23 protein-coding genes, 2 tRNA genes, 2 rRNA genes and 1 riboswitch are annotated in these 26,905 nt (G+C 44.6%); of the genes, 20 read left to right on the top strand and 7 right to left on the bottom strand.

What is annotated here, in order from left to right; all coding sequences use genetic code 11:
• Nucleotides 1–2: 2 nt before the first annotated feature.
• From G5S32_RS14730 to thiH, 13 genes are all read left to right on the top strand, one after another.
• A 23S ribosomal RNA gene (locus G5S32_RS14730) occupies nucleotides 3–2,893 on the top strand.
• Between the two features lie 90 nt (nucleotides 2,894–2,983).
• Nucleotides 2,984–3,099: ribosomal RNA gene (rrf, locus tag G5S32_RS14725) — 5S ribosomal RNA — on the top strand.
• 70 nt (nucleotides 3,100–3,169) lie between these two features.
• Nucleotides 3,170–3,246: transfer RNA gene (locus G5S32_RS14720), tRNA-Asp, on the top strand.
• A gap of 71 nt (nucleotides 3,247–3,317) precedes the next feature.
• A tRNA-Trp gene (locus tag G5S32_RS14715) sits at nucleotides 3,318–3,394 on the top strand.
• A 993-nt stretch (nucleotides 3,395–4,387) separates the two neighbouring features.
• The gene (locus G5S32_RS21520) at nucleotides 4,388–5,059 is read left to right on the top strand and encodes a GGDEF domain-containing protein (protein WP_246201028.1); all 672 of its coding nucleotides are present in this window, start codon (nucleotides 4,388–4,390) and stop codon (nucleotides 5,057–5,059) included.
• Nucleotides 5,060–5,141: 82 nt separating this feature from the next.
• Nucleotides 5,142–6,518 carry a multicopper oxidase family protein gene (locus G5S32_RS14705; protein WP_165312658.1) on the top strand — a complete coding sequence of 459 codons (1,377 nt, stop codon included), beginning with the start codon at nucleotides 5,142–5,144 and terminating at the stop codon, nucleotides 6,516–6,518.
• A 136-nt stretch (nucleotides 6,519–6,654) separates the two neighbouring features.
• Entirely contained in the window at nucleotides 6,655–7,038 is a 384-nt protein-coding gene (crcB, locus tag G5S32_RS14700) for a fluoride efflux transporter CrcB (RefSeq protein WP_165312657.1), read from the top strand.
• A 52-nt stretch (nucleotides 7,039–7,090) separates the two neighbouring features.
• A riboswitch (TPP riboswitch) is annotated at nucleotides 7,091–7,189 on the top strand.
• 109 nt (nucleotides 7,190–7,298) lie between these two features.
• Nucleotides 7,299–9,266: a phosphomethylpyrimidine synthase ThiC gene (thiC, locus tag G5S32_RS14695; RefSeq protein WP_165312656.1), complete on the top strand. Its 1,968-nt coding sequence runs from the start codon at nucleotides 7,299–7,301 to the stop codon at nucleotides 9,264–9,266.
• Nucleotides 9,267–9,269: 3 nt separating this feature from the next.
• The gene (locus G5S32_RS14690) at nucleotides 9,270–10,493 is read left to right on the top strand and encodes a thiamine phosphate synthase (RefSeq protein WP_165312655.1); all 1,224 of its coding nucleotides are present in this window, start codon (nucleotides 9,270–9,272) and stop codon (nucleotides 10,491–10,493) included.
• Nucleotides 10,480–11,283 (top strand): HesA/MoeB/ThiF family protein, encoded by an 804-nt coding sequence (locus G5S32_RS14685; protein WP_165312654.1) that lies wholly within the window; start codon nucleotides 10,480–10,482, stop codon nucleotides 11,281–11,283. The genes G5S32_RS14690 and G5S32_RS14685 overlap by 14 nt, the downstream gene beginning before the upstream one ends.
• Nucleotides 11,277–11,483, top strand: a complete 207-nt coding sequence (gene thiS, locus G5S32_RS14680) for a sulfur carrier protein ThiS (protein WP_165312653.1) — start codon at nucleotides 11,277–11,279, stop codon at nucleotides 11,481–11,483. Before G5S32_RS14685 ends, thiS begins: the two co-directional genes overlap by 7 nt.
• 34 nt (nucleotides 11,484–11,517) lie before the next feature.
• The gene (locus tag G5S32_RS14675) at nucleotides 11,518–12,285 is read left to right on the top strand and encodes a thiazole synthase (RefSeq protein ID WP_165312824.1); all 768 of its coding nucleotides are present in this window, start codon (nucleotides 11,518–11,520) and stop codon (nucleotides 12,283–12,285) included.
• Nucleotides 12,285–13,403, top strand: coding sequence for a 2-iminoacetate synthase ThiH (gene thiH / locus G5S32_RS14670; protein ID WP_165312652.1), 1,119 nt, complete (start codon nucleotides 12,285–12,287; stop codon nucleotides 13,401–13,403). The genes G5S32_RS14675 and thiH overlap by 1 nt, the downstream gene beginning before the upstream one ends.
• A 298-nt stretch (nucleotides 13,404–13,701) precedes the next feature.
• On the opposite strand, the gene G5S32_RS14665 is transcribed toward thiH, so the two are convergent.
• Together G5S32_RS14665 and G5S32_RS14660 are read right to left on the bottom strand one after the other, a co-directional pair.
• A complete protein-coding gene (locus tag G5S32_RS14665; RefSeq protein WP_165312651.1) occupies nucleotides 13,702–15,492 on the bottom strand; it encodes an aminopeptidase P family protein in 1,791 nt (596 codons plus the stop codon).
• A 178-nt stretch (nucleotides 15,493–15,670) separates the two neighbouring features.
• Nucleotides 15,671–16,612, bottom strand: coding sequence for a LysR substrate-binding domain-containing protein (locus G5S32_RS14660; RefSeq protein WP_165312650.1), 942 nt, complete (start codon nucleotides 16,610–16,612; stop codon nucleotides 15,671–15,673).
• Between the two features lie 110 nt (nucleotides 16,613–16,722).
• Here G5S32_RS14660 and G5S32_RS14655 point away from each other — a divergent pair, with 110 nt between their 5' ends.
• Together G5S32_RS14655 and tsrA are read left to right on the top strand one after the other, a co-directional pair.
• Nucleotides 16,723–17,928 (top strand): multidrug effflux MFS transporter, encoded by a 1,206-nt coding sequence (locus G5S32_RS14655; protein WP_165312649.1) that lies wholly within the window; start codon nucleotides 16,723–16,725, stop codon nucleotides 17,926–17,928.
• 152 nt (nucleotides 17,929–18,080) lie between these two features.
• Nucleotides 18,081–18,362: an H-NS-like global regulator TsrA gene (gene tsrA, locus G5S32_RS14650; protein WP_165312648.1), complete on the top strand. Its 282-nt coding sequence runs from the start codon at nucleotides 18,081–18,083 to the stop codon at nucleotides 18,360–18,362.
• Between the two features lie 53 nt (nucleotides 18,363–18,415).
• Here the strand turns inward: tsrA and asnC are convergent, their stop codons facing one another.
• Entirely contained in the window at nucleotides 18,416–18,880 is a 465-nt protein-coding gene (gene asnC / locus G5S32_RS14645; RefSeq protein ID WP_042490084.1) for a transcriptional regulator AsnC, read from the bottom strand.
• A gap of 124 nt (nucleotides 18,881–19,004) precedes the next feature.
• Here asnC and G5S32_RS14640 point away from each other — a divergent pair, with 124 nt between their 5' ends.
• The gene (locus tag G5S32_RS14640; protein ID WP_165312823.1) at nucleotides 19,005–19,793 is read left to right on the top strand and encodes a class I SAM-dependent methyltransferase; all 789 of its coding nucleotides are present in this window, start codon (nucleotides 19,005–19,007) and stop codon (nucleotides 19,791–19,793) included.
• A 98-nt stretch (nucleotides 19,794–19,891) separates the two neighbouring features.
• Nucleotides 19,892–20,290, top strand: coding sequence for a hypothetical protein (locus tag G5S32_RS14635; protein ID WP_165312647.1), 399 nt, complete (start codon nucleotides 19,892–19,894; stop codon nucleotides 20,288–20,290).
• Between the two features lie 128 nt (nucleotides 20,291–20,418).
• Here the strand turns inward: G5S32_RS14635 and G5S32_RS14630 are convergent, their stop codons facing one another.
• Together G5S32_RS14630 and uspA are read right to left on the bottom strand one after the other, a co-directional pair.
• Nucleotides 20,419–21,306 (bottom strand): carboxylate/amino acid/amine transporter, encoded by an 888-nt coding sequence (locus tag G5S32_RS14630; RefSeq protein ID WP_165312646.1) that lies wholly within the window; start codon nucleotides 21,304–21,306, stop codon nucleotides 20,419–20,421.
• 67 nt (nucleotides 21,307–21,373) lie between these two features.
• The gene (gene uspA / locus G5S32_RS14625; RefSeq protein ID WP_165312645.1) at nucleotides 21,374–21,799 is read right to left on the bottom strand and encodes a universal stress protein UspA; all 426 of its coding nucleotides are present in this window, start codon (nucleotides 21,797–21,799) and stop codon (nucleotides 21,374–21,376) included.
• 178 nt (nucleotides 21,800–21,977) lie between these two features.
• On the opposite strand from uspA, the gene ftnA reads away from it, so the two are divergent.
• From ftnA to G5S32_RS14610, 3 genes are all read left to right on the top strand, one after another.
• Nucleotides 21,978–22,505 (top strand): non-heme ferritin, encoded by a 528-nt coding sequence (gene ftnA / locus G5S32_RS14620; RefSeq protein WP_165312644.1) that lies wholly within the window; start codon nucleotides 21,978–21,980, stop codon nucleotides 22,503–22,505.
• 76 nt (nucleotides 22,506–22,581) lie between these two features.
• Complete coding sequence (gene uspB, locus G5S32_RS14615) at nucleotides 22,582–22,905, top strand: universal stress protein UspB (protein WP_165312643.1); 324 nt, start codon at nucleotides 22,582–22,584, stop codon at nucleotides 22,903–22,905.
• A 369-nt stretch (nucleotides 22,906–23,274) separates the two neighbouring features.
• On the top strand, nucleotides 23,275–24,462 hold the full coding sequence (locus G5S32_RS14610; RefSeq protein ID WP_165312642.1) for a BaiN/RdsA family NAD(P)/FAD-dependent oxidoreductase: 1,188 nt from the start codon (nucleotides 23,275–23,277) through the stop codon (nucleotides 24,460–24,462).
• A 176-nt stretch (nucleotides 24,463–24,638) separates the two neighbouring features.
• Here G5S32_RS14610 and rhaD read toward each other — a convergent pair whose 3' ends face one another.
• Complete coding sequence (gene rhaD / locus G5S32_RS14605; RefSeq protein ID WP_165312641.1) at nucleotides 24,639–25,439, bottom strand: rhamnulose-1-phosphate aldolase; 801 nt, start codon at nucleotides 25,437–25,439, stop codon at nucleotides 24,639–24,641.
• Nucleotides 25,440–25,636: 197 nt separating this feature from the next.
• Complete coding sequence (locus tag G5S32_RS14600; RefSeq protein WP_165312640.1) at nucleotides 25,637–26,896, bottom strand: L-rhamnose isomerase; 1,260 nt, start codon at nucleotides 26,894–26,896, stop codon at nucleotides 25,637–25,639.
• Nucleotides 26,897–26,905: the final 9 nt, after the last annotated feature.

Genomic DNA, 26,905 nt, shown 5'->3' with positions numbered 1-26,905 from the left:
ATGGTTAAGTGACTAAGCGTACACGGTGGATGCCTTGGCAGTCAGAGGCGATGAAGGACGTATTAACTTGCGATAAGCGTAGATTAGGCAGTAAAAGCCACTTGAGTCTACGATTTCCGAATGGGGAAACCCACGTGCATAAGCACGTATCATTAACTGAATACATAGGTTAATGAGGCGAACCGGGAGAACTGAAACATCTAAGTACCCCGAGGAAAAGAAATCAATTGAGATTCCGAAAGTAGCGGCGAGCGAAATTGGATTAGCCCTTAAGCTTTTAATGACACAGGTGAAGGCTCTGGAAAGTGCCGCGATACAGGGTGATAGCCCCGTAACCGACATGTCATTTTAAGTGAAAACGAGTAAGGCGGGACACGTGATATCCTGTTTGAATATGGGGGGACCATCCTCCAAGGCTAAATACTCCTGACTGACCGATAGTGAACCAGTACCGTGAGGGAAAGGCGAAAAGAACCCCTGTGAGGGGAGTGAAATAGAACCTGAAACCGTGTACGTACAAGCAGTAGGAGCAGGCTTTGTCCTGTGACTGCGTACCTTTTGTATAATGGGTCAGCGACTTATATTCAGTGGCAAGGTTAACCGTATAGGGGAGCCGTAGGGAAACCGAGTCTTAACTGGGCGTTTAGTCTCTGGATATAGACCCGAAACCGAGTGATCTAGCCATGGGCAGGTTGAAGGTTGAGTAACATCAACTGGAGGACCGAACCGACTAATGTTGAAAAATTAGCGGATGACTTGTGGCTAGGGGTGAAAGGCCAATCAAACTCGGAGATAGCTGGTTCTCCCCGAAAGCTATTTAGGTAGCGCCTCGGACGAATACTACTGGGGGTAGAGCACTGTTAAGGCTAGGGGGTCATCCCGACTTACCAACCCTTTGCAAACTCCGAATACCAGTAAGTACTATCCGGGAGACACACGGCGGGTGCTAACGTCCGTCGTGGAGAGGGAAACAACCCAGACCGCCAGCTAAGGTCCCAAATTACTACTAAGTGGGAAACGATGTGGGAAGGCTCAGACAGCTAGGATGTTGGCTTAGAAGCAGCCATCATTTAAAGAAAGCGTAATAGCTCACTAGTCGAGTCGGCCTGCGCGGAAGATGTAACGGGGCTAAGTAGTAAACCGAAGCTGCGGCAATATCCTTTAGGATATTGGGTAGGGGAGCGTTCTGTAAGCCGTTGAAGGTGTGTTGTAAAGCATGCTGGAGGTATCAGAAGTGCGAATGCTGACATGAGTAACGATAAAGGGGGTGAAAAACCTCCTCGCCGGAAGACCAAGGGTTCCTGTCCAACGTTAATCGGGGCAGGGTGAGTCGACCCCTAAGGCGAGGCCGAAAGGCGTAGTCGATGGGAAACGGGTTAATATTCCCGTACTTCTTACAATTGCGATGGGGGGACGGAGAAGGCTAGGTGGGCCTGGCGACGGTTGTCCAGGTTCAAGTGCGTAGGCTTGAGGGTTAGGTAAATCCGGCTCTCTTTAAGGCTGAGACACGATGTCGAGCTACTACGGTAGTGAAGTCATTGATGCCATGCTTCCAGGAAAAGCCTCTAAGCTTCAGATTGTAAGGAATCGTACCCCAAACCGACACAGGTGGTCGGGTAGAGAATACCAAGGCGCTTGAGAGAACTCGGGTGAAGGAACTAGGCAAAATGGTACCGTAACTTCGGGAGAAGGTACGCTCTTGACGGTGAAGTCCCTCGCGGATGGAGCTGATGAGAGTCGCAGATACCAGGTGGCTGCAACTGTTTATTAAAAACACAGCACTGTGCAAAATCGTAAGATGACGTATACGGTGTGACGCCTGCCCGGTGCCGGAAGGTTAATTGATGGGGTTAGCGGTAACGCGAAGCTCTTGATCGAAGCCCCGGTAAACGGCGGCCGTAACTATAACGGTCCTAAGGTAGCGAAATTCCTTGTCGGGTAAGTTCCGACCTGCACGAATGGCGTAATGATGGCCACGCTGTCTCCACCCGAGACTCAGTGAAATTGAAATCGCTGTGAAGATGCAGTGTACCCGCGGCTAGACGGAAAGACCCCGTGAACCTTTACTACAGCTTGGCACTGAACATTGAACCTACATGTGTAGGATAGGTGGGAGGCTTTGAAGCGCAGACGCTAGTTTGTGTGGAGCCGTCCTTGAAATACCACCCTTGTATGTTTGATGTTCTAACTCAGACCCGTTATCCGGGTCGAGGACAGTGCCTGGTGGGTAGTTTGACTGGGGCGGTCTCCTCCCAAAGAGTAACGGAGGAGCACGAAGGTGGGCTAAACACGGTTGGACATCGTGTGGTTAGTGCAATGGCATAAGCCCGCTTGACTGCGAGAATGACAATTCGAGCAGGTGCGAAAGCAGGTCATAGTGATCCGGTGGTTCTGAATGGAAGGGCCATCGCTCAACGGATAAAAGGTACTCCGGGGATAACAGGCTGATACCGCCCAAGAGTTCATATCGACGGCGGTGTTTGGCACCTCGATGTCGGCTCATCACATCCTGGGGCTGAAGTCGGTCCCAAGGGTATGGCTGTTCGCCATTTAAAGTGGTACGCGAGCTGGGTTTAGAACGTCGTGAGACAGTTCGGTCCCTATCTGCCGTGGGCGTTGGAGAATTGAAGGGGGCTGCTCCTAGTACGAGAGGACCGGAGTGGACGAACCTCTGGTGTTCGGGTTGTTACGCCAGTAGCATTGCCCGGTAGCTAAGTTCGGAATTGATAACCGCTGAAAGCATCTAAGCGGGAAGCAAGCCCTGAGATGAGTTCTCCCTGGCACTTTAAGTGTCCTAAAGGGTTGTTCGAGACTAGAACGTTGATAGGCAGGGTGTGTAAGTGCTGTGAGGCATTGAGCTAACCTGTACTAATTGCCCGTGAGGCTTAACCATACAACACCCAAGGGGTTTTGATGGACTCAAAGCAAGAGCAGAATTGAATGTGTAGAGAACACTAAACAGCTTTCCGAATTAAAGAATTTGCTTGGCGACCATAGCGATTTGGACCCACCTGATTCCATGCCGAACTCAGAAGTGAAACGAATTAGCGCCGATGGTAGTGTGGGGTCTCCCCATGTGAGAGTAGGACATCGCCAGGCTTTATTACTTGTGTTCAGATTGATAAATCTGAAGGCAAACAAAGAAAAGACTTAATAGTCTGACCAATGCGGAGCGGTAGTTCAGTTGGTTAGAATACCGGCCTGTCACGCCGGGGGTCGCGGGTTCGAGTCCCGTCCGCTCCGCCACTTATTTCGAAAACCTCGCTCTTAGCGAGGTTTTTTCGAATCTAAAGCTGTAAAATTTAGATTCCTGTTGCAGGGGTGTAGCTCCAATTGGCAGAGCAGCGGATTCCAAATCCGCGTGTTGGGAGTTCGAATCTCTCCACCCCTGCCATTATTAGAAGCCTCAGTCGTAAGACTGGGGCTTTTTTACATCTGCAATTTCACGGTTTTTACTTTCTATCTTTCAATCGGCGGAGCAGCGGATTCCGCCAATACCGAAAATCAGCGCGTGTTGGGAGTTTGAATCTCTCCACCCCTGCCATTATTAGAAGCCTCAGTTGAAAGACTGGGGTTTTTTAACATCTGAAATTTCGCGGTTTTTACTTTCTATCTTCCAATCGGGGGAGCTTCAGGGACGAATGAATGCACGTTTGCATTTGACGCCCATTCGCTGTTCGCCGATGCTCAGTCTGATCATATTTTTATCTAGGCTGGTATTACCTAAAATGATAACCGAGCAATTTCAGTCGAAACATAACGTTAATCTGGGTTATCAAAGTATTAGCTACTGAGTCTATTACTGATTAAAAATGTGGAAATAAGCTCATCAAATTGGTTTCTTTTTTATCATCAATTTCGGTGATATTATCCGGAGAATTATTTCTATAAACGCTATACCGTGATTAATTCAGCTTCCGATCTTATTAACTTTGCCAGTGTTTTAAACAATATCGTTTGTAGCGTTGTCGGATGTTTGTTTTTGTACAAAATCCGTAGTGGTTTGACGGGTTATCAAAGGCGTTCAGCATCGTATTTCCTTCTCTTTTTCTTGCTCTTTGGCTTAGCTTTTTCTGCTATGGCCATTCGAACTTGGCTTCCTCTTAGTTACTCTGTATTACTTAATAATATTCTTTATATGAGTGTTGCTTATCTGCTCTTATTTGGAGCGTTAAGTTGGTATAAGAAGCCTATAAATAGATGGCTATGGAAGTTGGCTGTTATTCATGTTTTTTTATACACAGCAATTCAGAACTATGTGTACCACTACTGGCCAGATACTCTTCAATTGAGAGTTCAGTTTGCTTTCTTTAACTTTGTTTTTGTCTATCTAGCCACCTATTTAGTCTGCAATAAACATAGGGCGACAAATGGGCGAGGAGAGCGCATGCTCGCTCTTTCCGCTATTGTCTGTATGGTAGCTGCATGTTTTCCTACCCTTGCTTTAGCGATAAGCGATAGAGCGGATTACTATCGAGTCGCTGTCGTTATCACTCAAAATATTGTCTGTTTCTTTTTACTCGGTTCGTTGCTATCTCTGTTTTTGTTTAACCAAATCGATTGGCACTATGAGCGTTCGATTCGCGATGAGCTCACAGGGCTATACAATAGGCGTTATATCAACGATTGCATTTCTCAATCGTTAGCTAAGCAACGAGCAAAAGGTTTTATTGCTGTTATCGATATCGATCATTTTAAGAAAGTGAATGATTTGTTTGGGCATGACGTTGGTGATAATACTCTCATTGCAGTGTCTAATATTCTTGCTTCATTTATTGGACCAAATGATCTCATCGGTCGTTATGGTGGCGAAGAGTTCGTCATTTTTCTTTCTCAGAGCGATTCAGATAGCGTAGAACTTCTGTTAGAGGGTATGAGGCAGTCTGTTGAAATCAAGTCGTCCTCCGTGCTTCCTAGCCCTGTTACTATTAGTGTCGGATACTGTGTTGTCGAGATTGGCGACACGCTTCCTAGCCTATTTAGTAAAGCGGATTCAGCTTTATATATGGCTAAACGCAATGGTAGAAACTGCATCGTTAAGAAAGAGAGTGTTAGATAGGATAAAGTTATCACATTGGTTTACATTGTGATGAGAATACGTTTTATTAACTCTTTCTTCTATTGTTATACCTGAGGCAAGAATGGATCTTACCCGTCGTCGCTTTCTCTCTATTAGCTCTGCTATCGGTTTATCCAGCATGTTACCAGCGTGTTCTTTGGTTAAGATCGATCATGAACAATTTATTTATGACCTTACCGCTGAGCCTGCTCATGCTGAGGTTGTTCCCGGATATGAAACGTCTGTTTTAGGTTTTAACGGCTCAATACCTGCGCCAACTATCCGTTGTCGTCAGGGTGAAAAAGTGACGATTCGCTTTACTAACAAGCTTGATGAGCCGACAACAATTCATTGGCATGGTCTTCGGATACCTATCGGCATGGATGGGGTTCCGTTTCTTAGCCAAAAGCCAATCATGCCTGGTGAGACCTTTGTTTATGAGTTCACTCCACCAGATGCTGGTACCTTCTGGTATCACCCGCATATGAATAGCGTCAAACAGTTAGGTATGGGGTTGGTTGGTTTGATTGTTGTGGAAGAGGCCAATCCAGTATCTTTCGATGAAGAGCATGAGCTAGCGCTTAAACATTGGCATCTTGATAAAAGTGGTCAGTGGAAAGATCTGATGATTCCGCGCTACAGTGCTCGAATGGGAACACCGGGAGAGTGGGGTACAGTTAATGGTGTGCCTAATCCTAGCTACCAAATAAGACAGAACGCTAGCGTTAGATTGCGAATAGCGAATGTCGACAACACTATTACTTATCCCATTGCTATTGAAGGTGTCGAAGCTTGGATTGTAGCCATTGATGGCAATCCAGTAAAAACGCCTTACAAGCTTACTCAGCACAAGATTGGCCCAGGAATGCGGGTTGATGTTGCATTCATCGCTCCGAAGGCTGGAAATACTGTTTATGTCCGCCAGATGAAAGGTAAGTTCCCGTTCCCTCTGTGTGAATTTAAATGTCAGCCATCACAGTTGAGCGAGAGTACTTCGATTCCTGCACTGCCTCTTAATCCAATTCAAAAGATAGATTTAGAGAATGCTGAGTTGATCGACTTTGTCTTTGAGTGGGAAGGAGCTGTGACGCCAGCAAACAGCGATGGTCATGCAGTACCTAACTTTTGGCTAATGAATAAGCGAGCGTGGGAAGGGATGAGTGCTAATCACATTCCTGCGCCTCTGGCAAAGTTGCAGTTAGGCAAAACCTACATTTTCAATCTAAAGAATGTCACCCAGTATCATCATCCGATCCACTTACACGGACATACTTTTACGGTTTTGGAACTCGACGGTAAACCCGTTGATGAACTATTCCATACCGATACTGTGCTACTCGGAAAAAACGGCTCGGCAAAAGCCGCGTTTGTTGCTGATAACCCTGGTCGATGGATGTATCACTGTCATGTGATTGAACATATGAAAACAGGCTTAATGGGATACGTTGAAGTAGTATAAGTGACTCATGTAACTTTTTAAAAGTATCAAGTTGTTGTGTGGTATTTGCTTATTTTGAGATATTAATTTTCATCATTTTTGGCTCTTTTGTGCTCAATAAATCAGTACAATAAGCAAAACGTTTTTTGGAGGCTTCATGGGGCAATTTTCTATTTTGGGGCTTATCGCTGTCGGTGGTGCGATAGGTGCGTGTTCTCGATATCTCGTATCAGAAATGTGTATCACTCTATTTGGTCGCTCTTTTCCATACGGTACGCTAACCGTTAACGTGGTCGGCTCCTTTATCATGGGATTGTTGATTGCGGCAGTCGAGAACGAGTGGCTCGCACCATACCCGTGGAGACAAATTATTGGTCTGGGCTTCCTTGGTGCACTGACGACCTTTTCAACTTTTTCGATGGACAACGTGCTAATGATGCAGCAGGGCGCATTCGTTAAAATGGGATTTAACGTGCTACTAAACGTATTGCTCAGCATCTCCGCCGCGTGGCTTGCATACCAGTGGTTAATAAAAGGTTGATCAAAAGCTCTATTTTTGTACTTGGTTAACTAAAATTCTTTCTCTATAATTGTTTCACTTGTCGGAGTGCCATAAGGCTGAGACCGTTTATTCGGGATCCGTTGAACCTGATCTGGTTAGTACCAGCGAAGGGAACAAGAGAAGACCCTCTTTCTAGATTGGTCGGCTTTCAGCCCCATACCTAAGATCCGTCTACTCATCTCTTATTGACACAACTTTCCGCCAAGCATTTATCCCTAAAACAATACAAGGAAAATGCTATGTCGAATCGCAAACAAGCGAGACTGGAAGCAAAACAGTTTATTGAAACTCTTTCTGTTCAACCTTACCCAAATTCCACTAAGACTTATGTTACTGGCTCTAGACCTGATCTTAGAGTACCGATGCGAGAAATTGCGCTAGCCGATAGCTTAGTCGGTGGCAGTAAAGACGCGCCGATTTTTGAGCCTAACGAGCCCATCTCTGTTTACGATACCTCTGGTGTTTATACCGATCCAGAACATCAGATCGACCTCTATAGTGGCCTGCCTAAGTTAAGATCTCATTGGGTGGAAGAGCGAAACGATACTGAGATTTTACATTCTATGAGCTCTGAATACGCTCAACAACGCTTGGATGACCATACACTCGATGAGTTGCGTTATGGCAACTTACCTTTGATTCGTCGTGCTAAAGAGGGCAAACGAGTCACTCAGCTACACTATGCTCGTCAGGGAATTATTACTCCAGAGATGGAGTTTATTGCCCTACGAGAAAACATGGGTAATCGCCGTTATCAGGATGAACAACTTAATCAGCAGCATCCAGGTCAGAGCTTTGATGCAAACTTGCCAAAAGATATAACGCCAGAGTTCGTGAGAAAAGAAGTGGCTGAAGGGCGAGCGGTTATTCCGTGCAATATTAACCACCCTGAAGCTGAGCCTATGATTATTGGTCGTAACTTTCTTGTCAAAGTGAACGCCAATATAGGTAACTCATCAGTGAGTTCTTCTATTGAAGAAGAAGTAGAAAAGCTTGTTTGGGCAACTCGTTGGGGTGCAGATACGGTAATGGATCTCTCTACAGGCAGAAACATTCACGAAACACGCGAGTGGATACTGCGTAATAGTCCGGTGCCAATTGGTACAGTTCCTATGTATCAGGCGTTAGAAAAAGTGAATGGTGTAGCTGAGAACCTCACATGGGAAGTAATGCGAGATACCTTACTTGAACAAGCTGAACAGGGTGTTGATTACTTCACTATTCACGCTGGCTTATTGCTTCGCTACGTACCTATGACAGCCAAGCGTGTTACGGGCATTGTGTCGCGAGGTGGCTCTATCATCGCAAAATGGTGCTTAGCTCATCATCAGGAAAACTTCCTCTATACCCATTTTCGCGAGATTTGTGAGATCTGTGCTAAGTATGATGTCTCGCTTTCTTTAGGCGATGGCTTGCGTCCGGGTTCGGTTGCTGATGCAAATGATGAAGCGCAGTTTGCAGAGCTTAGAACACTCGGCGAGCTATGCAAAATTGCATGGGATTATGATGTTCAGGTGTTTATCGAAGGCCCTGGGCATGTACCAATGCACATGATTAGAGAGAACATGGATGAACAGTTGAAGCACTGCCATGAAGCGCCTTTCTATACGCTTGGTCCACTGACAACGGATATTGCACCTGGCTATGACCACATTACTTCCGGTATCGGTGCGGCGATGATTGGTTGGTATGGCTGTGCCATGCTTTGTTATGTAACACCTAAAGAGCATCTCGGTTTACCCAATAAGGAAGATGTGAAAACAGGGCTTATCACCTATAAATTGGCTGCACATGCTGCGGATCTTGCCAAGGGACATCCGGGTGCTCAAGTCCGTGACAATGCTTTATCTAAGGCTCGTTTTGAGTTCCGTTGGGAAGACCAATTTAATCTTTCTCTCGATCCAGTAACTGCTCGTGCTTTTCACGATGAGACTCTTCCTCAAGAGTCTGGAAAGGTCGCTCATTTCTGTTCTATGTGTGGTCCTAAGTTCTGTTCAATGAAGATCTCACAAGAAGTGAGGGAGTACGCCAATAACAAAGAACAAGTCGCGGCGGATCACGCGATAGAAATCAAAATGCTTGATGACTCTTCACTTTCTGACGAAAGAGTTGAGGGTATGCGTCAGAAGTCTGCTGAGTTTCTGCAGTCAGGTTCGGAGTTATACCATCCTGCGGTGAAACAGAATGCTGTTGTGACTGAGGAGTAACTTGTGAAAATACTTATCCCATCTCATTGCCTTGAGTTCACGGGAGAGGTTCAACAAGTATTATTGCTCGCTCAAATGCAGGGCTTTTATATCAGCGATATTGAGTTGGGTGTAAGCCCGACTCAATTTATTGAACTTGTTGATAGGCAAACTTCTCGTATATTTAGCAATCTCTTCAACCTAGATAATGAAGAACCCCAAAAATCGTTTTTGGATCTCTCATATGGTGTGGAGCCCAACGCTAGTATTTCCTCTAGTTCAGTTTCTATTGGTGTTATTCAGTCAGGTAGATTGGTTGATTGCTGGCAGCACTTAGGTGTAGACACGCATTTAGTTGATCAGTATGCATCCTCTAAGACTGCTTATTCAGATGTTGAGTCTTGGCGCCATTTCGCTTGGGTTGTTAGCTGTCTGGCTCTAGATTTTCCATTGGAAGATGCGCTTGTTTTAAGCCGCGCAGCCATGAATGTTTCACGTGAAACATGGCCAACACAATTTGAAAATTTCCCAACCATAGAGCAACAATCTGTTCCGGTACAAAGCATACAATTTGCTAGATTGAATAAGCAATCACTTGGACTTTACCCTGTGGTTGATAGCGTTGAGTGGGTTGAACGTCTACTCAATCTTGGTATTACAACTCTCCAAATTCGTATAAAAGACCCAACGCAAAATGACTTGGAGAAGCAGATTGCTAAGGCTATCGAGCTAGGCAAACAGTTCAAAGCACAAGTCTTTATCAACGACTATTGGCAGTTAGCGTTAAAGCATAAAGCATTCGGTGTGCATCTGGGTCAAGAAGACGTGTTAGAAGCAGATTTAGATGAGATAGCAGACAGCGGATTGGCGTTAGGTCTCTCGACGCACGGCTATTTCGAATTGCTGCGTATTCATCAATTATCACCTAGCTATATCGCTCTTGGTCATATATTCCCGACAACCACTAAACAGATGCCATCTAAACCTCAAGGTTTGGTCAGGCTAGGTTTGTATCAAAAGCTGCTAGATAGCATGCCTTATGGTGATGCTATAGGAGTTCCAAGTGTTGCTATAGGCGGTATCGATTTAAGCAACATAGAACAAGTGGCTAAGCAAGGTGTCAATAGCATCGCAGTGGTAAGAGCCATTACACAAGCTACTAATGTTACAAAGGCGGTGTCGGAACTTACGACCAAACTTAATCAGTCTAGTTTAAATAAGAAGGAGGCGTTTGATGTTATCGGATAATGCCTTTATTAGGTATCAGCGACAAATCTGCTTACCAGAAGTAGGCGAAGAAGGTCAGAAAAGACTTTGCGATTCTTCTGTATTAATCATTGGCTGTGGTGGTTTAGGCAATGCTGCCGCTTTGTATTTGGCTGGCGCAGGTATCGGAAAACTAGTGATTTGCGATGATGATGACGTTGATATCTCCAACTTATCTCGTCAAATAGCGTTTCGAACTGAACACATATCAACGTCTAAAGTTGATTCACTATCTAAGCAATTAAAATCTTTAAACCCTGATTGTCACATTCGAACGGTTGCTAGGCGAGTAGACAGTTCGGTTTTGCCATTGGAAGTAGAAATGGCGGATTTAGTATTGGATTGTTCAGATAACTTAGAGACGCGACACCTTATCAATAGAGTCTGTTTTGAATCTAAAGTACCGCTGATTTCCGGGGCTGCAATTGGTTGGGATGGTCAAGTTATCGTGTTTGATTTTACGCAGGCCAGTACATCTGTTTGTTATGCCTGTTTAGTGCCTATCGACAGCCACAATAAATTGAGTAAGTGCAGCGAGCTTGGTGTGATTGGACCGGTTGTTGGAGTGATAGGCAATTTACAAGCATTGCTTGCCATTCAGTATTTGATTGGTTTGAAAGAGTTAAAGACACATCGTTTGCACAAGTTCGATGGCAAATCGATGATATGGCAAACATGGAACTTAGTTCGAGATCCCGATTGTCCTGTGTGTGGTGAGCAGCCTGAAGAAAAAGGGTGTGCATACAGCAACAGTGAGGTGGAATCATGTTAATTACGGTCAGCGTTAACGGTGTAACTCAGCAAATTAAGTCGCAAAGCACACTAACTAGTTTGCAACATGAATTTGATTTACCAACCGTAGGATGTGTTTTTGCCATCAACGACCAAATTATTCCTAAAGGTTTATGGAAAACACAACAGCTCTGTGAAGGCGACCAAATTTCACTGTTTCAAGCGATAGCAGGAGGCTAACAGCATGTCGAATAGAACTATTAAACAGCCAAGTATTTTCAAAATTGCGGACAAGACATTTCACTCGAGATTGCTTACTGGCACAGGTAAATTTTCCAATCGTCATACCATGGCCGCGTCGATACAAGCCTGTGAATCCGAATTGGTTACCATGGCATTGAAGAGAGTTAACTTGGCAAATCGAGATGACGACATTTTAACTCCGTTAATCGAAGCGGGTATTAATCTACTGCCTAATACGTCGGGCGCTAAGACTGCCAAAGATGCTATTTTTGCTGCTCATTTAGCAAGAGAAGCACTAGCAACGCGATGGTTAAAGTTAGAAATTCACCCTGACCCAAAATACTTGATGCCCGATCCCATTGAAACATTAAAGGCCGCTGAGCAACTTGTAAAAGAGGGATTTATCGTATTGCCTTATTGTCATGCTGACCCCGTGCTGTGTAAGAGGTTAGAAGAGGTGGGTTGCGCTGCTGTGATGCCATTGGGTGCACCAATAGGGACTAACAAAGGTATCGTTTCACGAGATTTCTTGGAAATCATTATCGATCAAGCCAAAGTACCAGTCATTGTCGATGCTGGTATAGGTGCTCCTTCTGATGCTGCCTTAGCAATGGAAATGGGGGCTGATGCAGTGTTGGTGAATACCGCGATTGCGACGGCTGGTGATCCTATCGCTATGGCCGAAGCATTTAAACTCGCAGTTAAAGCAGGAAGAATTGCCTATGAGTGTGGGTTAGCCAGCCAGGTTAAACATGCTGTCGCTTCAAGCCCGTTTACTGATTTTCTCGGAGGCATCTAATGAGTTTTTTAGAAAGATTCAAAGAGCTTGAATGGGATGATATTAAGCTTTCGATATATGCAAAAACCGCTAAAGACGTTGAACAGGCTTTAGCTAAATCAAAACGTAACTTAGAAGATTTTAAAGCGCTTATTTCTCCAGCGGCAGAACCTTATTTAGAGCAAATGGCGCAACAGTCTTATGTAATAACTCGCCAACGGTTTGGTAATACAATGTCATTTTACGTGCCGTTATATCTGTCAAATCTTTGCTCTAATGATTGCACTTATTGCGGATTCTCTATGGGCAATCGTATTAAACGCAAAACGTTGAGTGATAGTGAGATAGAACAAGAAGTATCAGCGATTAAAAAAATGGGCTTCGACAGCGTTCTGTTAGTAACAGGTGAGCACGAGACCAAAGTCGGTATGGATTACTTTAGGCGCACGGTCCCTTTGATTAAACGTTCCTTCAACTATTTAGCGATGGAAGTACAACCACTCGATCTACATCAGTATTCAGAACTCAAAACTCTGGGTTTGGATGCGGTGATGGTCTACCAAGAAACGTATCATCCGTCGACTTATAGCTTGCACCATTTGCGTGGTAAAAAGCGTGACTTCTTCTATCGCTTGGATACGCCCGAACGATTGGCAAAAGCGGGGATTGATAAGATAGGTTTGGGTGCGCTGATTGGGTTGGAAGATTGGCGAACGGATTGTTTCCATGTTGCTGCTCATATCGATTATTTGGAGAAGACTTATTGGCAAAGTCGCTACTCAATATCATTTCCACGCTTGAGACCTTGCGCAGGAGCACTTGAGCCTAAATCGGTGATGACGGACAAACAACTGGTGCAATTGATTTGTGCCTACCGATTGTGGAATGGGGAAGTTGAGTTATCTCTTTCAACTCGAGAATCAGCTGAGTTTAGAGACAATGTTTCGGTTCTAGGGATCACAAGCATCTCTGCTGCATCGAAAACGCAACCCGGTGGCTATGCAAATTCCAATGTCGAGTTGGAGCAGTTTGCTATCAGCGACGAGCGTTCTGCAAATGATGTTGCAGCAGCCATGAAGAACCGTGGATTAGAAGCAGTCTGGCAGGATTGGCACTTCGCATACTCAGGAAGCTATTGATTGGGACAGATGTTTCACGTGAAACATTCTTTTTGATTAATACCATTCTGGAAAATTTCCTGATCAGTGAATGGGCGTCGATAAGCAAACCCTCCGAGCCATGGATGGCTCGGCGGAGCTTCAAGGACGAATGAATGCGGGTTTGCGTTTGACGCCCATTCGCTGCTCGCCGATGCTCAGTCTGATCATATTTTTATCTAGTATGGTATAAGTGAGTTTTGTAAAGGAAATAGATTTAGCCCAAAAAGCAAAAAATCCCTTAGATATGACACTAAGGGATTTTTATTAGAGCGTGGGATTAAGCATGCGCGACAGGTTGAGTTGCTTGCTGCAACCAAGCTTTTACTTCGCCTTCAACTAACGGGCTTACTTCGTTCCAAACTTTCTGATGATAGTCGTTTAACCAAGTCAGTTCGGGCTTAGTCAGCATGTTGACATTGATTGCTCGAACATCAATCGGGCATCGAGTAAGAGACTCAAAACCATGCACATGGAAATCACCTTGAGTCTGCACTTCTACTACCAATTCTAAGTTTTCGATACGAATACCAAAACCGTCGGCACGGTAATAACCAGGTTCGTTAGATAACACCATACCTGGCAATAAAGGTACGTTATTAAATACTTTACTGATACGTTGTGGACCTTCATGCACACTTAGGAAATGGCCAACACCATGACCAGTACCGTGGTCATAATCGTAGCCATTTGCCCATAAATGTTGGCGAGCAAGAATGTCAAGTTGGTGACCGCAAGTGCCTTTCGGGAAACGAGCTTTAGCGAGCGCAATATGACCTTTTAGCACTAAGGTAAATTGCTGTTTCATTTCGTCACTTACTTCACCAATTGCAATGGTACGAGTAATGTCGGTGGTACCATCGGTATACTGACCACCTGAGTCAACAAGGTAGAGCGTGTTCATTTCAAGCTTACCTGGCTCTGGTTGGTTCATGTGGTTGTAGTGGCACATAGCGGCATTGGTGGTTGCTGCCGAAATGGTATCAAAGCTTAAATCTGCGAGCGTTGGGTCAAGCTCACGGAAGGTTTGAAGTTTATCAGCCAATTCTGCTTCATTATGAAGTTTGCCGGCTGCTACTTCGCTATCAAGCCACGATAGGAACTTCGCCATTGCTGCGCCATCACGAACATGACATGACTTCATGCCGCCAATTTCAGTCGCATTTTTAGCAGCTTTTGGCAACAAACAAGGGTCGGCTTGTTGGATAAGTTCGGCATTGACGTTTTGCAGTGTTAGCGTAAACCAAGCATTACTGGTGGCAGGGTCAACGATGACTTTTTTACCTGAGAGTTTTTCTAACTCACATTGCAGTGTATCAGGGTGATGCACTCGAACACCTGTACCGACATGCTCTTCAAAACCTTCAGCTAATCGTGCTGGGTCAAGGAAGAAATCGACCGTTGCATCAGCGTGGATGATCGCGTGAGATAGCAATACTGGCAGGCGTGACACATCTAAGCCACGAATGTTTAACAGCCAGCAAATTGAATCAAGCTCAGTAAGTACCGCACAATCGGCTTTTTTACCAATTAGGATGTCCGCAATACGTTGACGTTTAGTCGCGCTGTTAACACCAACAAGTTCGTCACTCATCAAGCGCATATCAGAGACAACAGCAGCAGGGCGATCATGCCAAAGCTGATCGATAGCATTGCCTTCAGTTGCGACTAACTGAAGTTCACCTGCTAGCTTTGTTTGAGTGGCTGTTAACCAACTGGCACGGTGCATTCTTGGGTCGTAGCCGACTTTGCTATCGGTAGGCAAATTGCTTTGTAACCAATCTAAATACGGTTCTTCAATCAGATGACGGTATTCGAACAGCTCTTGTGGAACTTGCTTACGAACTTGAACGGTATAACGACCATCGACAAAAATTGCAGCTGCGTTTTGCGTGATTACGGCTGCACCCGCAGAGCCGGTAAATCCGGTTAGCCAATGTAATCTTTCATTGTGTTCTGGAACGTATTCGCCAAGGTACTCATCTTCATGAGGGATGATGAGTGCGTCTAAACCGTTGCGTGTTAACCAGTTTCTGAGCTCAGTAACACGCTCGGAGATGGATTGGTACATCTTGCTATTCTCCTAATAATTGTCCTTTTGTTCAGCCGCTGTCGATATATCCTCATGTTGATATACCCGCTATGCCTATCTATGTAATGCAGGACGTGAACCGATAAGCTACTCGTTTTGTTGTGAGTGTGCAAATCTGCTGTGCTTAATATTATCAATAGTGTTATTGGGCACTTGTCTAACGTAAATGTAAGGTTTTCGTCTGAATGATTTGCCTTAACCAAGTTAGTGCTGGGTCGTTTTCTCGGTCTCTATGCCAGAACAAAGTATAAGCCATCGGTGGAAACTCAAGCGGTAATGGTAGCACGACCAAATCTAGATGTTTGGCAACCAGATGGGTGAAGTGGCTTGGGGCAGTAAACACAAAGTCGGTGTAACTACACAAGCTGGCAGCACTGTTAAAGTCGGGGACGGTAATCGCAATGTCACGCTCAAAACCCAAGTCTGCTAAACGATAATCCAATAACCAGCGGTCACTGCCATCACAACGCACCTGTACATGGCGAAGAGCGAGATATTGTTCCAGGTTCCAGTTCTGTTTGAGTACAGGGTGATCTCTACGAACCACACACATTTGTGAGTCTCGGTAGATCTCTTGTTCACAAATATCCCTAGGCGGAAGCATAGTTAACTTAGCATCGTTAATGTCGATATCTTTACCAGTAATGCCGATATCTAGCTCTCCCATCTGGAGTTTCTTAAACGTTTGATCCGTCCAAGAGTGGGTGCTGATATTTAGATTCGGGCCTTGCATAAATATTGCTGGCAGGAAGTGGGGAAGAATTAATGGGTAAACACTTTCGACAGCTGCGATATGGAATCGGTATTCACTTGACTGAGGTGAAAATTGTTCAGGCTGAGTAATCAGCTCTAATTGATCCACTAGCGTTTCGAGCTTAGGTTTTAAGAACAACATTTTCGGTGTTGGCTTTAAGCCATGAGAGGTGCGAATAAAGAGGGGATCATCAAATTGTTCGCGCAACTTTGCTAGCGATTTACTAACGGCTGATTGGCTGAGATGGAGTCGGCTTGATGCACGTGTAACACTCAGTTCTTCACTCAAAACTTGTAAGCAAACAAGCAAGTTCAGGTCTATTCGAGCCAATTTATCAATTTTCATATGATTTTCCATAAAGGAATATTAGTGATGATTATAAGCCATTTGTTCGAATAACAGCATTCTTCTATTATGCGTGCTCTTTATTATCTATCTTGGAACCTATTTAAAGCATGTCTACATCTGCAAACTCTTCAATTGTGCAAAGTAAACAGCAAATGATTTTACTAACGCTATTAGTGCTGTTTAGCCCGCTGGCAATCGATATTTATCTGCCTGCGTTGCCACAGATTTCGCAAGCGTTTCACGTGGAACATGCATTAGCGCAAGATACGATTACTTGGTTCTTATTTGCTATGGGTGTTGGTCAGCTGTTTGCTGGTCCTTTAGCAGATAAACTCGGACGTCGAACTGTTGCATTGGCAGGTGTTAGCATTTATATCGTGAGCGCTTTATTGGCGTGGGGTGCTCAGAGTATTGAGTGGATGCTAATGTCTCGTCTGCTACAAGGATTGGGTGCGTGTGCAACGTCTGTAGCAGCCTTTGCGACGGTTCGCGATATCTTTGGTCCAGAACGCAGTGGCAAGATGATTAGCTATCTTAATGGTGCTATCTGCTTTATTCCTGCTTTAGCTCCAATCCTCGGTAGCTGGTTAACACAGCAATTCGGTTGGCGTTCCAATTTTAGTTTTATGGCGGGCTTCGGTGTTATCGTTGGACTGTGGCTTATGATCCGTATGAAGGAGACCAACCCGACTACAGAGAAGCAAGCGGTGTTTAAGCTATCGCGTTACTGGTCGGTATTAAAAGTGCCTTCGTTTTTGTTCCATGCTTCGCTTTGTATGTTAGCAATGGCCGTTATTTTGGCTTACGTTACCTCAGCACCTGTTGTCCTGATGGAAAACTTAGGCTTAACCATGAATGAGTTTACCTTCTGGTTTGGTATTAATGCTGTTGTGAACATCACTGCGTGTTTATCTGCGCCTAAGCTAATGGATAAGCTGGGCACGCACAAAATCCTAATGTCAGGAATAGTGATGTTGCTGATTGCTGGTGGCTTGATGATTGGAATGAGATCTCAAGCTACGGCTTTGGCCTTTATGTTGCCTATCTTCTTTTCATCCGTAGGTTTTGCTTGGATTCTAGGCTCCGCTGCGGGTAAAGCATTAGCGCCGTTTGGTGATAAAGCAGGAACGGCAGCGGCACTGCTGGGTCTGTTCCAAATGAGTGGTGCTGGACTTGTTGTCGGCACGTTACAACGCTTAGAGCTTGAGCCTCAGATGATGATTGCACTGCAAATGTGGATAATCGCACCTGCACTTATTATACTGCTTTCTAAAGCAGGCAAAGAGTGGCATCGCCTAGTATTTCAATCGTAGAGTTTGAGAGACTGAAACGTTGTTGAAAAGAATATGCAAATTGTGAAACATGGTTTGGCAAATACTGCAATGTGCTATTTTCTAATCAAAAGAACAGGTGTATATTGTGCCGCTCATCGTGTTTAGAATTAGCGTATTGGAATCGTAATACAGTGTCCCTAACTACCTATGAAATGGCTCGAATCCTCGAGCAGTTAGAAGAATCACCAGAAAAAGTGATGTTTGGTAAGTTACTTAATGAGTTAGGTAATCAAAGTAGTGAGCGTGTGCGCAGTGCAGCAAAACAAGTTCCACTACCAGTGCTGCGTGATTTGGTTTACCAATTTCAACAAGTGATTGACTCTCGCAAAGGTGAGCAAGTTGATTTGTTAGCTAAGCAGTTAGCTGCGCAAGGTATTTCGGCTGAAGAGCTAAAGAATTACCTAAACAAATAATCAGTTTTACAGAGAAACCCAAGCCTGACGCTTGGGTTTTTTGTGTTTAAAACCTAAGGAATGACATTACGGTTGATTGGGTTCTGCAGTGAGATCAGAGTCTCAGTCGATTGCACTTCATCAATCGCTTGCAGTTTATCAATCAACACAAACTGCAGCTCTTCAATTGAACGACACATCAACTTAACGAAAATACTGTAAGCCCCAGTGGTGTAGTAAGCTTCTACCACCTCATCAAGAGCGTTAAGCTTTTCCAGTGCGGAATGGTAATCGCGCGCAGCTTTTAAGTTGATACCGATAAAGCAGCAAACGTCATAGCCGAGTTTCTTAGTGTTGACGACCACTTCAGTACCTTGAATGATATCGGCGGCTTTCATTTTTTCTATGCGTACGTGAATCGTGGCAGGGCTGACATTAAATTGCTTCGCCATCTCTGCATAAGGCGTGCGTGCATCGTCCATTAAGATTTTTAGAATAGCGCGATCAAGCTCGTCGAGCTTGGTAGAAGCAACTTGCATACAGGTTCCTAGTTCAATTGTTCAACGAACATTGTTCCACATCTTATCACACTGAAACCTTAGGTTTCTGATGAAAATCCGCTACACTGGCAACGATTTTAGAAACTCATTATGGAATGACACTTTGCAGCTACAACTGATTTGTGAAGCACCTGAACGCGCTTCTGAGCTTAATGACATAGCAACACGCTGGAAGCTCACTCACAGTGATGAGAGCGTATTTGCGTTGGTATTGACCCACGAGAGATTGGAACTGCGTAAAGTTGATGAGCCTAAGCTAGGCGCTATCTTTGTCGATTGGGTGACTGGTGCGGTCGCGCATAGACGCAAGTTTGGCGGTGGAAAAGGTCAATCTATTGCGAAAGCGGCAGGGTTAAACAAAGGGGTGACACCGACAGTGCTTGATGGCACCGCAGGCTTAGGCCGAGATGCCTTTGTATTGGCATCTTTAGGCTGTAAAGTACAAATGGTTGAACGTCATCCAGTAGTCGCTGCATTGTTGGATGACGGATTAAATCGTGCCAAACAGGACGCTGAGATTGGCGCTTGGGTTACACAGCGAGTGACCTTACTACATGCATCGAGTCACGATGCTTTAGATAATTTAGTTAGTGATTCCAGTTTTGTTCGTCCTGATGTGGTGTATTTGGATCCTATGTACCCACACCCTGAAAACAAAAAGAAAAGCGCTTTGGTTAAGAAAGAGATGCGCGTTTTCCAGTCTCTTGTTGGCGCCGATAATGACGCCGATGCGCTACTCGCGCCTGCGCTAAAATTGGCAACGAAGCGTGTTGTGGTAAAACGCCCTGACTATTCCAATTGGTTAGCAGAGCAAAAGCCAAGTATGGCGATTGAGACCAAAAAGAACCGCTTTGATGTTTATGTGATTGCTGCAATGGCAGGAGAGAAATGACAGAGGAGATATGACCAACTCACCGTTGGGCTTGCCTTTTTATTAGCAGAAGGTTATATATAACCAAGAATCATTATCATTTTTGTTTGGTTGTATTTATGGCTCAGCGTCTGTGTAAATTAAGTCGTCACGATATTACTGCTTCACTGTCAGATATTCATCGAATTGTTGCTGCGCCCAAGTACTTGTGTCGCTCATGCGCTCGTTCTTCCTCTGACAAAAATAGATTGTGTAAGCCGCAAGCGTTCTCTGTCAAAGCATTAGTTGCGAAAAGCTCTGTGAGTAAAGAAAGCGTGAAGGCCGATAAGAGCAGTAAAGCTGCGTTAAAAATGGCTAAGAAGACCCTCAAAGCTCAGAAAAAATATCACAAAAAATTGGAAAAAGTGCTGAAGAAACAGCGCAAGCTTGCCAAGAAACAGCAAGCATTGCAGTTGAAGTTTTCTAAGTTAAATCCATCGTCAAACGGTGAGTATTCACTTACTTCTCAGTATCATTAATCGCATTATCCTCAGATACAAAAACGCCCATCAATTAAACCTGATGGGCGTTTTGCTATTTAAGTTCTCGGTGCCCATTCGCTGTTACACCGATACTCAATCTGATCATATTTTTATCTAGGATTGTATTAAGCGTTTTCAGCCTCTTTGTAGCTTTGAGCTACTTTACGCTTCACCCACGTTTCGTTGATCCACAAAGACAACAGGATGATGATGCCACCAATTGAAAGGCGAGCGATATCCACATCGCGGTTCCAAATCACGATATTGACGATTAAACCTGCTGGTACCAAAGCGTTGTTCATGATCGCTAACGCGCCTGCGTTCACCAAACAAGCACCTTTGTTCCAAACGAAATAACCCACACCGGATGCAATCACACCAAGGTAAATCAGAATGCCCCATTGAAGTGAAGTGGTAGGTAGCTTCGATGGGTTACCTAAAAGGGCGAAGGCTATGGTTGCAACAACCAGTGCGCCTAAGTAGAAATAACCAAATACAGTGCGTTGTGGAAGCTGTACGCTTTGGTTTTCCATTACGTATTTATAAGCGACCTGGCCAATAGCAAAACAGAGGTTAGCACCTTGCACCACTAGGAAACCGATAACGAAGTTCTCGTTGATGCCCGCAAATTTAATAAATACCGCACCTGCAACGGCAATCGCAGCGGTAACCAGATACCACGGAGAGAAACGAGCTTTAAGCAAATCGTAAATCAAAGTGACGTAGATCGGTGTGAATACGGTAAACAGCAATACTTCTGGAACAGAGAGCAGTAAAAACGATTGATAGTAGAAGCAGTACATCAATCCTAGTTGGATACCACCGATCGCCATAAGTTGGACAATCAGTTTTTTCGGTACTTGCTTGAATTTCAAAAATGGCAAGAAGACAACGCTAGCCAGTGCCACACGCATCAACACTGAGAACCAAGAGTCAACCTGACCCGCTAGATAAACGCCGATCAGGCTAAATGAAAATGCCCAAAGAAGGGTAACTGCAGATAAATAAAACATAGTCCCTGACAATTTTATAAGTGGATGTTCAAAATTATCCGCAGTCTATCTGATTTATTATTGTTCGTCAGTCATTAAGTGGTACTACCAACATGTCGACAGGTGAGCAATTTATGAGCTGTCTTGTTGAGGAGAGCAACTTACTCCAGAAGTCTTGGTGATGACCACAAACCACAAGATCAATATTGAACTCTTTGATGGTGTCACAAAGCTCGTTACTCAAGTCACCGCTACCCACCAAAGTATGGTTGATAGGGTAATTGGCATGATCCGCCAACTCTTTTAACTGGGTTTGTGACGCTTCCATCGCGTGGTGTTGCGTCTCAGCCAAATTAATGTCAATTAAGCCAGTATAAAGCTCAGCGTAGTTAACATCGATATGAATAAACGAAACCACAGCATCGAGAGGTTTTGCCAGAGCGACGGCTTTTTCTACTAATAATTTGCTGTCTTCAGATAGGTCAACAGCAACTAAGATATGTTTATAACTCATGATGCCTTCTCCATTTAATTGTCCTGATGTCAGGTTAATTAAACTCTAGCACCTAGTGAGAAATATTTTTGCCATGATGATCTCATATCCATGCTGAATGATGTGGTTGCTCTAACTATCAAATAGTAATGATCATGTTATAGTGACTCTAGTTTGCACAATTATTTAGGAGCGTCCTATGCTTTCAAAAGCGATGGTAGATCAATTGAATGATCAAATTAATCTCGAATTTTTCTCATCCAATCTATACTTACAAATGAGTGCTTGGTGTGAAGATAAAGGATTCGAAGGAGCAGCTGAGTTTTTAAGAGTTCACGCAGCTGAAGAAATGCAACACATGCAGAGACTATTTACCTACGTCAGTGAGACAGGTTCTCTGCCAATTTTAGGCGCGATTGAAGCTCCTCGACACGATTTTGCAAGCTTGGGTGACGTGTTTCGTGAGACTTATGAACATGAGCAAATGATTACACAAAGAATCAATAAATTAGCTCATGCGGCATTCACATCACAGGATTACTCAACATTTAACTTCCTTCAGTGGTACGTTGCGGAGCAACATGAAGAAGAGAAGTTGTTTAAAGGGATTTTAGACAAGCTAGAACTGGTTGGTGAAGATGGTAAAGCGTTGTTCTTTATCGATAAGGATCTAGCTGCATTGGCACAAAAAGGCTCATCTTCTGTAATGGATGCCCCTGCTGCTTAGTTGCAGTGAAAAGACTGTAAACACTGTCGTCTTTTTCTCCGGGCAGCCCTCTTACTTTGGATGTAGGGAGGAAAAGATGATCAGTGGAGATACCATTCTATTAGCGCTAATGATTGTTACTGGTATTAACGTAGCAAGATATTTTACCGCGCTGCGAGCTCTGATTTATATTATGCGAGAAGCTCACCCGTTGCTTTATCAGCAAGTCGATGGACGGGGATTTTTCACCACACATGGCAACATGTCTAAACAGGTTCGCCTCTACCATTACTTAAAAAGTAAAGAGTACCTTCATCACCATGATGAAGTCTTTACTGGTAAGTGCGATCGTGTGCGCGAGCTTTTCATTCTCTCTTCGTCTTTGGTGGTATTTACCTCAGTGGTAGCGTTTATGCTATAGATGACTTTTTGCTTTAAAAGAAGAGTGGGAGTCTCGATAAACGCATTGGTAACAGTGAACGTTTACCGTTAAAATGCCGCTTCAAGTGAGTGAGGACGTACCCGCTGTACGTCCTTTTTTATTGCCAGTTCTTCTGACTAAGTACTTGTGGTCGTAGTTTGAAGAGGCAAAGTTCTAATACCATCCTAGATAAAAATATGATCAGATTGAGCATCGGCAGAACAGCGAATGGGCGTCAAACGCAAACGCGCATTCATTCGTCCCTGAAGCTCCGCCGAGCCATCCATGGCTCGGAGGGTTTGCTTATCGACGTCCATTCACTGATCAGGAAATTATCCAGAATGGTATAAATATTGGCATTGGTGAGTAATGAGTGAAAAAGTAGATGTTGTCATCATAGGCGCAGGAGCTGCGGGATTAATGTGCGCTGCCCAAGCTGGAAAACGTGGACGCCGAGTGATGGTGATTGACCATGCGAAAAAACCAGGTCGTAAAATCCTGATTTCAGGCGGTGGTCGCTGCAACTTCACTAACTACGATGTTTCGGCTCAAAACTACCTATGTCGCAATCCGCATTTTGTGAAGTCGGCGCTTTCGCAATATACCAACTGGGATTTCATATCAATGGTGGGTAAATACGGCATTGAGTTTGAAGAGCGATCTCACGGTCAGCTTTTCTGTCTAGATTCGGCAAAAGACATTGTTAACATGCTGCTCAAAGAATGCGAGTTGCCAAATATTACTCAGCGTTATCAAGTGGAAACGCTGGATATTAAGCAAATCGAGCAGGGCTTTCATCTACACACTACACAGGGTGATATCGAGTGTGAATCCTTAGTCGTGGCGACGGGTGGTCTCTCAATGCCAAAACTCGGTGCCACACCTTTTGGTTATAAGATTGCAGAACAGTTTGATCTGCCTGTGATTTCAACGACCGCAGGCTTAGTGCCTTTCACGCTGCATGTTGAAGATAAAGACGCATTAGCGGAGCTTTCCGGTATCGCTGTTCCCGCTGAAATTCAGGCTGAATGTGGCAAAAGCTTTAAAGAAGCATTGCTGTTTACTCACCGAGGTTTGTCTGGTCCTTCTGTGTTGCAGATCTCCTCATACTGGAGACCAGGGCAGGCGGTCACGATTAACCTAGTGCCGGAAGTGGATGTGGATGAGCTACTGACTCGTTCTCGCGAAAAACATCCAAACCAGACGCTCAAGAACACCTTAGCTCGTGTATTGCCTAAACGTTTAGTAGAAGTATTTATTGAGCGCAAACTGCTGGTGGACAAGCCTCTCAAGCAGTTTAACCCTAAAGAGCTTGAAGCGATCAGAGAGACTTTGGAACGGTGGCGAGTTGCGCCAAATGGCACCGAAGGGTATCGAACTGCGGAGGTGACTCTTGGTGGCGTGGACACTGATGTACTGTCGTCAAAAACCATGGAATGCAAAGACATTAAAGGTTTATATTTTGTCGGCGAAGTGATGGATGTAACTGGCTGGCTGGGGGGGTACAACTTCCAATGGGCTTGGTCGTCCGGTTTTGTGGCAGGGCAGAACGTTTAAACTTTATCGTCTCTTCTTATACCATCCATGGCTCGTAGGGTTTGCTTATCGACACCCATTCACTGATCAGGAAATTTTCCAGAATGGTATTAGATAAAAAAGAGCGACGGGGTGTATGAAGCCCAGTCGCTCTTAGGACGAGAATGTCATTTTATCCGGATATGTTTACCAAATAATTACAGATTGAATTCGCGCTTCAAAATGTCCATATTTTCTTTGGTCACGCCTTCTGGTTCATAGCCTGCCGCAGTACACATCAGGTACAGTTTTGCCCCTTTGTTCGCTACATCGATATAGTCGAATGCTTGCAGCACGTCGGCGCCAGATGCGGTTGCACCGTGTTTTTCCCAAATCGCTACGTCATTAACTAATAGTGCTGCTGTAGTGCCGTCTGCTAACTCTTCCGATGAAGGTAGGCAGTAAGGAATCATACCGATACCGCGAGGTACGAATGCACGAACTTCTGGCAACATTTTCCAGCAAGTATGAGTAAATAGCTCACTGCTTTTTGAGATATCAGGATGATGAGATAGCGCAATCAGCTCTAGTGGGTGAGTATGAACCACGGATCTGTGGTCAGAGCCCGCTTTTCTCTTCTCAACCAGGATTTTAATGTGGCTGATGAATTCAGAGGTTGGAGCAAAATCTGCACTTGCTTTACCGCCCCAAAGAATTTGGTAGCCGTTGGCTGCTGCATTGATTTGCAGAACACAACCAGCGTATTGTGGGTCGCGCAGTTCGCGAATACGTTGACCAGTCCCTTTTACGTAATAAATACGCCCTGCGCTTTCCATCGGTAGTTGTAGCGGTAGCGCTTTTACTGGCGCATCAACGGATGGAATTTCGTCAAAGAGATCAGTGACATCAACCGAGATGTTACCGCCGTTACGTTCAGCCCACTCGCGTTGCCATAGGTATTGAGAAACTTCGCTGACTTTTTCGATTTCGCACATTACTGCGTCGTTTAGTTGAATCATTTTTTGTACCTTATGTGTTTAACCAAACAAGCCAGATATACTCTTCCTACTTGAAGCCGCAGTTGTGTTGTCTACGCTCGTTCACCCCAATCACATAGCTATCTATGCTCATGGGGATTCACTCACTTGCCGCCTACCTGCAACTCCAAGTAGTTTGAGTATCTAAAATCTGACTTGTCTGTTATTGAGCAATTGTATTAACGAGTAGCCAAAATGGTGGCTTCGTAGTCTTTGACGTCATTGATCCAATCAAAGCCAACAGGTACTTCGTTTTGTAAGCAGTGGTAATCCCAAACCGCTGCCCAAGGTAGAGAGTGAGCTTCCTCAATCAGACCTAGGCGTGTGGTGTAGTCGAACGCTTGCTCGGCTGCTTTTAATTGGTCAACAGGTTCTAGTAGGGCTTTCAGCAGTGCTTTTTGTGCATTACGAGTACCGATAACCCATGCCGCAATGCGGTTGATAGAGGCATCGAAGAAGTCCAGACCAATCGCTACGCGATCAAGAAGCTTGTTACGCACGATTTCACGCATAATGGCTTGAGTTTCATCATCGAAAGACACTACATGGTCTGAGTCCCAACGAACTGGGCGAGTAACGTGTAGTTGCAGGTCGTTCACGTATAGTGAACATGCACTGATCTTGTCACTGATTACTTCTGTTGGGTGGAAGTGACCTGCATCCAGACATAGTGCCGTACCACGAGTGGCTGCGTAGGCTAGGTAAAACTCGTTGCTACCCACTGTGTAAGCTTCTACACCGATACCGAATACTTTGCTTTCAACCGCATCTTTGTGGAATGCAGGATCGATTTTCTCAGCCAATGCTTTATCAAGAGAGTCGGCTAGGCGAGCACGTGGAGATAGGCGGTCTACTGGTTGGTCTTTCATACCATCTGGGATCCAGATGTTCATAAATGATGTTGTACCAAGCTCACGACCGAAGTATTCAGAAATCTTACGGCTTGCTTTTACGTGCTCAATCCAGAACTGACGGATCTCTTCATTTGGATGAGAAAGCGTCAAGCCATCATTGGCTTTCGGGTGTGAAAACAACGTAGGGTTAAAATCTAAACCAAGGTTTTTCTCTTTTGCCCATTCAACCCAACGAGCAAAGTGCTCAGGTTTGATTTGGTCACGTTCTACGAATTCATCAGCATCAATGTAAATCGCATGTAGGTTTACGCGTTTCTTACCTGGGATCAGTGAGAAGGCTTTTTCCATATCGGCACGCAGTTGTGCTGGCGTTTTTGCCGCACCAGGGTAGTTACCCGTTGCTTGGATGCCGCCACTTAGCGTGGTCTCTGGCGATTCAAACCCACGCACATCATCACCTTGCCAGCAGTGCATAGAAATAGGCGTTTGGTTTAGCTGCTCGAGTGCTTTATCTGCATCTACACCGTATTTTTTGAAAACTGACTTTGCTTGCTCGTAAGCTGCAATGATTTGCTCTTTGCTCATCGTGTTTAC

It is taken from the genome of Vibrio ziniensis (assembly GCF_011064285.1).
GTDB classification, from domain to species: domain Bacteria; phylum Pseudomonadota; class Gammaproteobacteria; order Enterobacterales; family Vibrionaceae; genus Vibrio; species Vibrio ziniensis.
Note: the sequence above shows the minus strand (reverse complement) of the source record. Positions and strands in the feature narration are given on the sequence as shown.